This is a genomic window from Lunatimonas sp., assembly GCF_020832325.1.
GTDB lineage: Bacteria > Bacteroidota > Bacteroidia > Cytophagales > Cyclobacteriaceae > Lunatimonas.
Map to the genome: position 1 here is coordinate 150,628 of NZ_JAFIEU010000008.1, position 10,659 is coordinate 161,286.

At 43.6% G+C, this 10,659-nt stretch carries 14 protein-coding genes; 7 read left to right on the plus strand and 7 right to left on the minus strand.

Translation table 11 applies throughout. The features are described 5' to 3' along the window. Window positions 1-75: 75 nt before the first annotated feature. The 7 genes from JJU34_RS02640 to JJU34_RS02670 form a co-directional block, all read right to left on the minus strand. Entirely contained in the window at window positions 76-450 is a 375-nt protein-coding gene (locus JJU34_RS02640) for a hypothetical protein (protein ID WP_228690771.1), read from the minus strand. A 56-nt stretch (window positions 451-506) separates the two neighbouring features. Then, complete coding sequence (locus JJU34_RS02645; RefSeq protein ID WP_228690772.1) at window positions 507-686, minus strand: hypothetical protein; 180 nt, start codon at window positions 684-686, stop codon at window positions 507-509. A gap of 203 nt (window positions 687-889) precedes the next feature. Beyond that, window positions 890-1,327, minus strand: coding sequence for a DinB family protein (locus tag JJU34_RS02650; protein ID WP_228690773.1), 438 nt, complete (start codon window positions 1,325-1,327; stop codon window positions 890-892). 24 nt (window positions 1,328-1,351) lie between these two features. Then, window positions 1,352-2,734, minus strand: a complete 1,383-nt coding sequence (locus JJU34_RS02655) for an FmdE family protein (RefSeq protein WP_228690774.1) — start codon at window positions 2,732-2,734, stop codon at window positions 1,352-1,354. Continuing rightward, window positions 2,655-3,641 carry a permease gene (locus tag JJU34_RS02660; protein ID WP_228690775.1) on the minus strand — a complete coding sequence of 329 codons (987 nt, stop codon included), beginning with the start codon at window positions 3,639-3,641 and terminating at the stop codon, window positions 2,655-2,657. Before JJU34_RS02660 ends, JJU34_RS02655 begins: the two co-directional genes overlap by 80 nt. A gap of 13 nt (window positions 3,642-3,654) precedes the next feature. Further along, a complete protein-coding gene (locus JJU34_RS02665; RefSeq protein WP_228690776.1) occupies window positions 3,655-3,888 on the minus strand; it encodes a thioredoxin family protein in 234 nt (77 codons plus the stop codon). Then, window positions 3,885-4,202, minus strand: coding sequence for a metalloregulator ArsR/SmtB family transcription factor (locus JJU34_RS02670; RefSeq protein ID WP_228690777.1), 318 nt, complete (start codon window positions 4,200-4,202; stop codon window positions 3,885-3,887). The genes JJU34_RS02665 and JJU34_RS02670 overlap by 4 nt, the downstream gene beginning before the upstream one ends. Window positions 4,203-4,528: 326 nt before the next feature. Between JJU34_RS02670 and JJU34_RS02675 the strand changes: the two genes are divergently transcribed. The 7 genes from JJU34_RS02675 to istB all read left to right on the plus strand — a co-directional run bounded on the left by JJU34_RS02675 (window position 4,529) and on the right by istB (window position 10,577). Next, complete coding sequence (locus JJU34_RS02675) at window positions 4,529-4,858, plus strand: metalloregulator ArsR/SmtB family transcription factor (RefSeq protein ID WP_228690778.1); 330 nt, start codon at window positions 4,529-4,531, stop codon at window positions 4,856-4,858. A gap of 135 nt (window positions 4,859-4,993) precedes the next feature. Continuing rightward, window positions 4,994-5,536 carry a DUF6428 family protein gene (locus JJU34_RS02680; protein ID WP_228690779.1) on the plus strand — a complete coding sequence of 181 codons (543 nt, stop codon included), beginning with the start codon at window positions 4,994-4,996 and terminating at the stop codon, window positions 5,534-5,536. Between the two features lie 100 nt (window positions 5,537-5,636). After that, window positions 5,637-6,251, plus strand: coding sequence for a protein-tyrosine-phosphatase (locus JJU34_RS02685; protein WP_228690780.1), 615 nt, complete (start codon window positions 5,637-5,639; stop codon window positions 6,249-6,251). 266 nt (window positions 6,252-6,517) lie between these two features. Further along, window positions 6,518-7,546 (plus strand): ACR3 family arsenite efflux transporter, encoded by a 1,029-nt coding sequence (gene arsB / locus JJU34_RS02690; protein WP_228690781.1) that lies wholly within the window; start codon window positions 6,518-6,520, stop codon window positions 7,544-7,546. A gap of 238 nt (window positions 7,547-7,784) precedes the next feature. Then, window positions 7,785-8,171, plus strand: coding sequence for a hypothetical protein (locus tag JJU34_RS02695; RefSeq protein WP_228690782.1), 387 nt, complete (start codon window positions 7,785-7,787; stop codon window positions 8,169-8,171). A 91-nt stretch (window positions 8,172-8,262) separates the two neighbouring features. Continuing rightward, entirely contained in the window at window positions 8,263-9,816 is a 1,554-nt protein-coding gene (gene istA, locus JJU34_RS02700) for an IS21 family transposase (RefSeq protein ID WP_228690783.1), read from the plus strand. Between the two features lie 20 nt (window positions 9,817-9,836). Next, entirely contained in the window at window positions 9,837-10,577 is a 741-nt protein-coding gene (gene istB / locus JJU34_RS02705; protein WP_228690784.1) for an IS21-like element helper ATPase IstB, read from the plus strand. Window positions 10,578-10,659: the final 82 nt, after the last annotated feature.

The following is a 10,659-nucleotide window of genomic DNA, read 5'->3' on the forward strand; positions in this document are numbered from 1 at the left end:
AATCAGACACAAAAGGTGAAATTCGTGAAAAATAGAGATCTACCACCTAAATGGTGAGACCATACACAAAAAAAACTAAATCTTGGGAGGGGTTTCTATAGTAGCAAAAAAGGAAGATACGAAATGACTGGATCGCACGCCCCGATGGGAAATCTCATAAAACGTAAAAGAAAAGATGTCCAATGAAATGGGCGTGTTAGCAATAAATTGCCCAAAATCAACCGAAAAAGTATGCCGGCTTTCTTGTTCTCGTTTTTCTTTTTCTGCCTTTAACTGCTGGGCCAGGTAGCATTTTCCATCACACTGAAGCTCTGGTTGTGACTTGTTGATGCAAAAATTTTCAATGATGGTTGCCTTATTCAATACATAGGAACCCTGAATCACGGAATAAACCATCCCGTTAAGCAGCAAAAGTGTAACCAAGGATATGTGAAAAAGGGATCTCAACATGGACTACAAAGGTAGAAATCAAAATAGGATTTCCCAACATGTTTCGAATATCTGGCTTAACAGGCATATGCAGGTCGTAGCCTTCTGTGAAGAAATATAATACCATCTTCTTGTTCAGTGTCCGTTACATTGGTTTCTTTGTCGGATCCCACCGGCTTAAACTTGGCCTTCATTTTTCCATCTGTTTTTTCAATGATCAAGTGAACATTGACGTTATCCTGAGGGGTGTCTTTCACGGTTAGGTCCCAAGTGCTACAAGCTTTTCGCTGTCCTTGGCCATCACACCAGCAAAAACTCCCATGAATAAAAAAGCGGTTAAGGAATAGTGTTTTTTCATGCTTTTTGAGTTAATTTTTTCGGCTAAAAATACCTCCAAAAGTCACCATAACGAATACTACGACCGTCAAAGGCTCTAACTTGACAAGAGAGCTGCCTACATTCACTCCCCGTACTTCAGTACAATTGCCAACTGCCCGGCATGATAGGCCGTATGAGTTGTAATCCGTCCCAAAGCTGCGGCTTTGGTCTTTTCTCCAAACTCTTGGGTTTTGATAACTGCTTCCCAATCTTGCTGACTGTTGATGGCTTTTTCCAGTTGCTTCCCTGCTTCTTCTACCAAAGCCATTAAGGCACCTAAATCCCTCCATTCACCAGTATCTTTTCCAACTTTTAAGGTTTGAGCATCAACTTTTACATCCATATTCCCAAAAACATTCTTTGCAAAAAGCAATTCCACTTCTGCAATATGGCGAATCAGAAAGCCAACAGAATTGGGAGAATCTCCTAGTTTCTTGCTCAGATCCTCAGGTGTGATCTTGGCCAATTGATTGATAAACCGTGTTCGGCCTTCTTTCCAGAGTTCGATAAATGATGTCATAGTTCAGGTATTTTGGTTTATTATTTAATGGGTACAGCTTGGAGCATGCTTATTGAGCACGTCTGTCTTGACAAGATCATTTTTGAGTACCGGATCCCAATCAAAATCAGAAACGGCTTTCACTGAGAAGATTTCTTTTGCGTCTGCTTGAAACAAGAATTCCATAAAATCATCTTCGGTGCTTTTCAACTCATCCAATTGGCAGCCCGTCAACTCTTGATTGACAGCAAGCTCGCTCATTTCTCCGATAATGGCTGGTTTTACTCCTTTGTTTAGATTGACTTGAAAGGTAGAACCATCAGAAATCTTCTGGACGATATAAATTCCATCAATCGCATCATCCACATAGAAGGTGTTGAACTGATACCTTGCTCCTGTCAGATAAACGGCCACATCCGTCAGGCAAGGTGAGGATTGGGAGACAATGCGAAGGTCCGTACGATCAATCACACCATCGGGAAAAAGGTGCTGTAATGCTTCGTTCAATCCCATGGCTCCTACTACCAAACCATCACACAAATGTCCATGAAATTTGACCAGATCGTCCAATTCAACTTCCTGTTGAAAGCCTAGACGGCCTTTGGAAAAATCGGTGTCATTGGTTTGGAAGCTAAGTGGTTTCTTTCTTTTAGGTAAATAAAGTGTGCTTCCGTCTAAATTGGTTTTCAATAGATCGATATGACCAGTAAATGTTTGTGCTTCATTGATGAAATGGGCGTGAATGAAAGTATCATGATGGGTATAGATACGTTTTCCAACTTGAGAATACACCGCAATGATTTCACCCTTTTCCTTGACATGTTCATAATTTTCCTGATTTCTTCCGGGCTTGTATCCCTCCACAACAGGTGACCTAGGCGTAACAATATGGGTAACCATTTCATCGAAAGTACCTTCAATTTTAAAGAAAAATGGCTGACTCAAATCATATCCATTGTTCCCCGCAATGTCTTCTATCAAACTGTCCAAAGCCAATAAATCCTCCAACTCACCCGATAACGGAAATGCTTCCCAAGCTTCCACCTCAGCATAAACGAAGAAAGGTGCCTGTATATCCCAATTCTCTTGAATAAAAGCATTGCCATCCAGGTCGGCAAAACCTGAATAAGGTACTCCGTCTGCAAAAGTGATTTCTCCCTGCATTTTACCAAGCGGTCCTAATCCGAAAATGCGGGGATATTTTTGAAGCGTATCGGCAGAAATGGTAGGTGCAAAACCTGTTTTCCCCATTTCACTCATAGCCCCAGTGGATTTAACCAGGCCATGTTGGGCAAAAGCAAAGGTTATGAACAGAAGAAAAAGGGTAGTTAGACTAATTTTTTTCATGTTATAAAGTAGTGAAGATGATGTTAAATAGAAATCCGGAAAGGATGATAAAGAAGGCAACTGTTCCGAAGAAAATGGCAATCAGCCTCATACTCATTACTTTTTTGAGTAAGGTCCCTTCTGGTATAGACAGCCCAATAGTGGCCATCATAAAGGCAATGGCTGTACCCACAGGAATCCCCTTGACTATCATGACTTGGATGACGGGAATGATGCCTGCGGCATTGGCATAGAGAGGTACTGCAAGTATGACGGCTAAGGGAACGGTCCACCATTGTCCATCGCCCAAGTACTGTTCAAAGAAATTCTCAGGCACATAGCCATGCATAAATGCTCCAATCCCAATACCGATGATTACATAAAGCACGATACTTTTGACAATCGTCCAAGCCTCTTTTGTAATTGATGGAAGCCGTTGGAGAAATGGCGTGTTTTCTGCTTCAAAGTCGTCTTGTACTTTGTTTTTGTTTTGGATCAATTGTTGCACCCAATCACTTAGGTAGCGCTCCAATTTCAATTTGCCCAAAACCATGCCTCCAAACATCCCCAATAAAATTCCCATCAAGGCATAAATCAGCGTGAATTTGATTCCAAACATGCCCAAGAAAATGGCCAAGGCAATTTCATTCACCAATGGAGAAGTTATCAGAAAAGCGAAGGTAACACCCAAAGGTATTCCACCTTGGACGAAGCCAATGAAAAGGGGAACGGATGAGCAAGAACAAAAAGGAGTAATTGCCCCAAAAAGTGATGCAAAGAAGTATTCAAGGCCGTAGAGCTTTCTTTTATTCAGAAAATCCCTGAGCCTTTCAACTGGAAAATAGGCATTGACTATTCCCATCAGCACGGTGATTACAAAAAGCAGGATCAAAATTTTCAATACATCGTACACAAAGAAATTCAGGGCCACTCCTAGTTGGCTTTCTGCTGCTATCCCAATGACTTGATAGATCAGCCAATCTGCAAAACTTTGTAACCAATCGAACATCCCTTTATGTCTATTAAGCTAATGCTGCCATAATTTCTTGTGCAGAGGGCACTTTCCCTTTGATTTTGACCACCTCATCCACCACGACCGCCGGTGTGGAAAGAATATTGTAAGCCATGATTTGCTGGATATCTTCTACTTTGATTACATCTGCGGCAATGCCTTCTTTCTCGATGACTTCACGAACGGCAGCTTCAGTTTGCTTGCACTTGGCACAACCTGTACCTAGAATTTTGATGGTTTTCATAGTTTTTGAGAATTAAATAAGTTTTCAAATAAGTTTTGGGCTTCTTCCCAAGACTCTTTATTAAGACAATACCGGATTTTGGGAGGCATAATTTCTCCTTGGATCAAGCCAGCTTCTTTTAAGGATTTTAAGTGTTGAGAAATTGTAGACTGCGCCAACGGGATGATTTCCGTGAGGTCACCATTAAAGCAACAAGCTTGTTCACTCAAGATTTTCAAAATCTGTACCCGCACAGGATGCCCCATAGCTTTCGCATAGGATGCTAATTTTTCCTCCTCTAAAGTGTAGTTTAATTTTATAGCTGTTCTTTCCATGGGCCTAAAGTATATCGTAAATGTACGATGGATAAATACGAGATAGGGTGACCAATGTCACCTCAGCTCATGATATTTTCGCTGGAAAAGTTTGGAGGATAAAAACATCTATCGTAATATTGCGATGTAATATTCAGGGAAATAAAGTAGAAATATAGCTCTGCCTAACAGCAGACAAGTTCGCCGAAATATTGTTGAAATAAAGCACCAATGAACTTTGCGAAAACACTAGGAGAAATGACCATTTACTATTTCTATCGTATTTCAACTTTATTTCTACCTTATTTCAAAACTCATCCTTCATCCTTCCAAATTCTACCTTTAAAATGGGTGTTACCAAAACAGATCTCTTCACCGACCGACAAAACGAACTGGCGAAAATTGCCAAGGTATTTGCCCATCCGGCACGCGTTGCCATCTTGGAATATTTGATCCATTCAAACTCCTGCATCAATGGAGACTTGGTTCAGCAACTAGGTTTGGCACAGGCGACCATTTCCCAACACTTGCGCGAACTCAAGGAAATCGGATTGATCAAAGGGAGCATAGAGGGTGTATCTGTCAACTATTGCATCGATGCGGTTCGCTGGGCAGAAGTTCAGAACTTATTCCAAGAGCTATTTGATGGATTTCCGAAGATATCTGGCTGCTGTTAAACCTTTGAGGTTTTAAAAACCTCGAAGGTTTAATTTCGACAAAGATTATTTAAATAAGAAAAGACTAAAATCTTTATCCAATCTTGAAAACCTTCGAGGTCAAAAAAAGACCTCAAAGGTTTAAACCACAAAGAAATGAAAACAAGAGAATTTACTCAAATCCTCCAAGAAAACCCTGAAAAGGCGCTTTTCTTCGAATACCAACCAGGTCAGTATGTACGGACCGATTACCATATTACTGAAATCAAGAATGTGAATTTTGATACTGTTGACTGTGGTGGTATCCGTAATCAGTGGTCAGAGGTGCATATCCAACTATGGGAAAATGAAGTTCCTGAGCCTGATCATTCAGTAGATAGTGGCAAAGCTCTAAAGATCTTTGATGTGGTCAATAAGGTAAGAGAAACTTATCCGGATGCAGATATCAAGTTTGAATATGGAAATTCCGTATTTCCAACGGCGGTTCTACCTGTCCACAACATCAAAGACACCGGAAATGCCCTGATCGTGCAACTGACACCGGATCAAACAACCTGCAAGGCTAAAGACCGAGCGACTACGCCAGAAGAAAAAGCTGCCGCTTGTTGCGGGCCTGTTTCCGAAAAACCAAAAATCCGTGTTTCATTGGCCTCCCTCCAAACAGCCAATAGCTGCGAACCTGGTTCAGGATGCTGTTAAACCTTTGAGGTCTTTGAGACCTCGAAGGTTTAAACGAAAATCACTCTCTAAACTGAAACCTTCGGGGTTTTGGAAACCCCAAAGGTTATATAAATCAGCCATGATCTTATACCCAACACTCCAAGCGCACATCGAAAAAGCGCAAGCGCTTCCGATCTCTGATGAAAGGAAAGCCGTACTCCAAGTCCTGATTGACTATATCCAAAAAAAGGTCGATCAGCATCAGGAGATCAATTTGAATTACATCTGTACCCACAACTCCCGCAGAAGCCAGTTTTCGCAGATTTGGGGAAAGGTGGCAGCAGCTTATCATGGCATTGACATAAACTCTTTTTCTGGAGGGGTTGAAGTTACTGCCTTTAATGAACGAGCGGTGGCCTCCATCCAACGATTTGGTTTCAAAGTCAGTAAAGAAGGAGAGGGCAATCCCAAGTACTTTGTCTTCTTTTCAGATGATGCAGACCCCATTGTCACTTTCAGCAAGGTTTATGATGATGCGGCCAACGCACCTTCTGGATTTGCGGCAGTGATGACTTGTTCGCATGCAGATGAAAACTGTCCCTTTATCCCAGGAGCAGAAGCCCGAATTCCAGTTCGCTACGAAGACCCAAAAGCATTCGATGACACCGCTGAAGAAGCGGAAATGTATGATGAACGATCCTTGCAGATAGGGTCGGAGATGCTTTATGTTTTTTCAAAAATTCATAAGAAATAAAGTAGAAATATGCTTCGCGAAATATTGTTGAAATATACTTCGTGAAATAAGAGACAAATCTGCCCCTGCAGACAGGTAGGGCGAAATATGCCTTCGGCGAAATAAATAGAAACCGAAGCTTTAGCGAAGATCCCGAGAGCTTAGCGATTCGGGATAGGCTTTGCCAAAATATGGATAAATCTTATTTCTACAGTATTTCAATCATATTTCAACTTTATTTCCATTTTATATCAAACTTATTTCTAAAATATATCAATTAGAATAAAATGCCTGAAACCAAAAAAATTGCCTTTTTCGAAAAATACCTGACCCTATGGGTTGGACTATGTATTGCAGTTGGCATACTGATCGGGCATGTGGCTGGAGATGATATTTCGGTCCTGTCGGATTTGGAAATCTACAATGTCAATCTTCCAATTGCCATTCTGATCTGGTTGATGATTTATCCCATGATGTTGCAGATAGATTTTGGCAGTATCAAAGGGGTGGGCAAAGCGCCGAAGGGGTTGATTTGGACATTGGTAATCAATTGGCTGATCAAGCCATTTACCATGGCCTTTTTTGCTTGGATATTCTTTGATCAGTTATACTCGGCTTACATAGAACCAGAAATGGCTGGCGAATATATTGCAGGAGCAATCCTATTAGGTGTAGCCCCATGCACGGCCATGGTATTTGTATGGTCCTACCTGACAGACGGTGACCCCAATTATACCTTGGTGCAAGTTTCGGTCAATGACCTGATCATTTTGGTGGCATTTGTTCCTTTGGTGGGTTTCTTGTTGGGCATTACCAATGTGACGGTTCCTTACGAAACTTTGGTTGCATCGGTAGTCATCTTTGTGGTGATTCCATTGATTGCAGGAGTGATTACCAACAAAAGTTTGATTGCCAAAAAAGGAGAAGATTGGTTCAAAAATGAATTTCTGCCCAAATTCAAGCCCGTCAGCATCATCGCCTTATTGCTGACCTTGATTTTACTCTTTGCTTTCCAAGGTCCTAATATCCTGAATAATCCTTTGATCATTCTGTTGATCGCTGTACCCCTGATCATCCAAACGTACTTTATCTTTTTCTTGGCATGGTTTGGTGGTAGAAAATTGAAACTCCGTCATGCCGTCTGCGCACCTGCATCCATGATCGGGGCAAGTAATTTCTTTGAATTAGCGGTTGCGGTTGCAATTGCATTGTTTGGCTTGGATAGCCCAGCAGCATTGGTGACTGTCGTCGGCGTATTGGTGGAAGTACCGGTGATGTTGCATTTGGTGAGTTTGGCGAATAAGTGGAGGTATTAAGAAAGATTTTTTGAATTAGTTTTTTTGAAAATAGAATTAAATCGGTGGTTTTAGTACAAACATTGTCTAAGTTTTTGTTGGTAGCATCAATTTTAATCTATCCGTTTCCCTAAAAATTAATGAGTAAGACTTTTGATTTAGGCTTGAAAAAATTTATTCAAATTAACAATAAATTAACTAGAGCCCTATTTGAAATAATTTTATTTCTGTCTAGCTTTCATAAGAATATTCCCAATTTATGAAGAGAATCCTTTACTTATTTGCATTGGTTTTTGCTATACAATATCACGTTCAGGCTCAAAGTGAAAAAGCCACGGTTTATTTGTTAAGACCTGATGGACTTGATGATTTTGTCCCCTACTACACCTATTTCAATCAAAAATTAATAAGCACGTTGGGCGAAGGAAAGTATTCTACCCATCAAATCGATCCAGGATTCTACGAAATCCATACCCAATACAGAGGAAAAATTAAGCCAGACCCTGAAACAGTTCTCTCACTAAACATTGATGCAGGCCAAACTTATGGATATAATGGATCGTTTTGTGCCACCGATTCCGGTTTTTCCGTGCCAGTGATTCCGGTTCAAACTGTGCCAGTTTGCTTGGGCGTCTTGAGCCTTTAACGGTTCGTTTTGTGCCAGTGATATCGGTTCGAACAGTGCCACTTTGAAAGATCATGTTAAACAGGTTATATCGTAACAAAAAAAAAACGGTATGGCCAATCAACTTGATCCCATGGATATCAAACAAATCCTCACACTGCACCTTGACGGGTACAGTAACCGCAAGATCGGGGAAACCCTCGGTATATCCCGCAACACGGTAAACGCCTACATGAAGCTTTTCAACGCCTGCGAATATAGTGCGCGGGAGCTGTTGGAGCTTGATTCGGCTGCGCTGGCCGAACTGTTCCCTTCCCACACCACCATCAGGAATCCCCGTTTCGATGAACTGATGATGTATTTCGAAAAGGTAAACCATGCCCGTGACCACCCTGGCTTCACCTTTCTCCACCATTACAGGGACTACAGCCTCCAGAGCAGGGAGCCTTACAGTTATACGCAGTTTATGGAACACTATAACCGCAGGCACTCCAAAACCAAGGGTTCCATGAAACTCGAACACGAGGCTGGAAGGGAGCTTTTCATCGACTATGCGGGTACCAAGATGCATATTGTGGACAGGGACACGGGGGAACTCCGTGCCGTGGACATTTTCGTGGCCACACTGCCCTACAGCCTCCACACCTACATAGAGGCCAGCCTGAGCCAGAAAAGGGAAGATCTGATATCAAGCCTTAACAATACACTGGGGTTCTACGGAGGGGTCACCAAGGCCATCGTGTGCGACAACCTGAAGTCGGCCGTGACCCGCGCCAGCAAGTATGAGCCCGACATCAACCGGTCCCTGAAGGAGTTCGCCCTACACTACAACTGTGTGATCAACCCCACAAGGGCCTATTCCCCCCAGGACAAGGCACTGGTCGAGAATGCGGTGCAGCTTGCCTACCAGCGGATATACTATCCCATGCGGGAGATGACCTTCTTCTCCCTGGGCGAGCTCAACAGGGAGATCCGCAAACGACTGGTGGACTTCAACGACATGCTTTACCAGCGGAAAGGGGCAAGCAGAAGGGAACTTTTCCAGTCGGTGGAAAGGGCCTACCTGAAGCCCCTTCCGGAGACCCCCTACCAAATGAAGGATTACCTCAGGGCCAAAGTCCAGAAGATCGGCTATGTCTATTTCTCGGCGGACAAGAGCTATTACAGCGTGCCCTACAGATACGTGGGCAAATCCACCCTCATCCACTACACCAAAACAACCGTGGAGGTATACTACTCCCATGAGCGGATAGCCACACACCCGCGAAACGAATCAAAGGGCCTTTACAACACCGTCAAGGACCACCTGGGCAGCACCCACAAGGTCTATACGGACTGGAGCCCTGACTACTTCGGGAAGATGGCCGCAGGACACGGGGATAACGTACTTGCCTGTGTAGAGGCCCTTTTCATTGACTGTGACTACCCGGAAACCTCCTATAAAAGTGCGATGGGCATTATCCAGCTCCACCGCCAATACGGATCGGAAAGGCTCGACAACGCATGCCGAAGGGCGGTTTACGGCAATGCCGTTTCCTTTAGACGTATCAGGAACATCCTGGAAAAAAACCTGGACAGGGCCGATCCGGAAGACGCCCTCCCGGGCGGTATAAAGTCCCATATCCCTTTCCATGAAAACATCCGCGGACCGAAGAACTATAAATAACGAACCAGACAATCTTACTTATGAACAACAACCAGACCATCGAAAAACTCAGGGCCATGCGCCTGGCGGCCATGTCGGAGCTGCACCTGCAGCACGTGAAGAACAACAGTTTCAACGAACTTACACCGGACGAATACCTTGCCGTGCTCACCGACCATGAATGGGAGGACAGGCAGAACAGAAAGACCGGCCGCCTGCTCACGCAGGCGGGTTTCCGGCAGAAGGCGTCGATAGCCGATATCAACTATGTCCAGCCCAGGAACCTGGAAAAGAACATGTTCAACAGGCTGGCCACGCTTGACTTCATTGTCCGCAAACAGAACATCATCGTCACAGGTGCCTCCGGATGCGGTAAGTCCTACCTCTCCCAGGCACTCGGCCACCAGGCATGCCTGATGGGGTACAGGGTCTATTATACCAACACCTCACGTCTTCTGTCCATGCTCAAACTATCCAAGGTGGACGGGACCTATTTCGGGGAGCTCAAAAAAATCGCCCGGGTAGACCTGCTGATATTGGACGACTTCGGGCTTCAGCCCTTTGACAACCATGCACGTGAGGCGTTGATGGACATAACCGATGACAGGTACACAGAAAAGTCGATGATTGTCTCCTCCCAGATCCCGGTATCGGCATGGTACGACCTCTTGGGAGGGGAGGGGACATTGGCCGACGCATTCCTTGACCGGATAGTGAATTCGTCCCACCGGATAAACCTGAACGGAGAGTCCATGAGAAAGGGGATTTTAAAAAATGAATAAATAATTTTAACTACTTTGCACCTTCTTTTGGAGTGGCACCATTTGACCGAAAACGCTGGCATGGTCCGACCGAAATATCCAA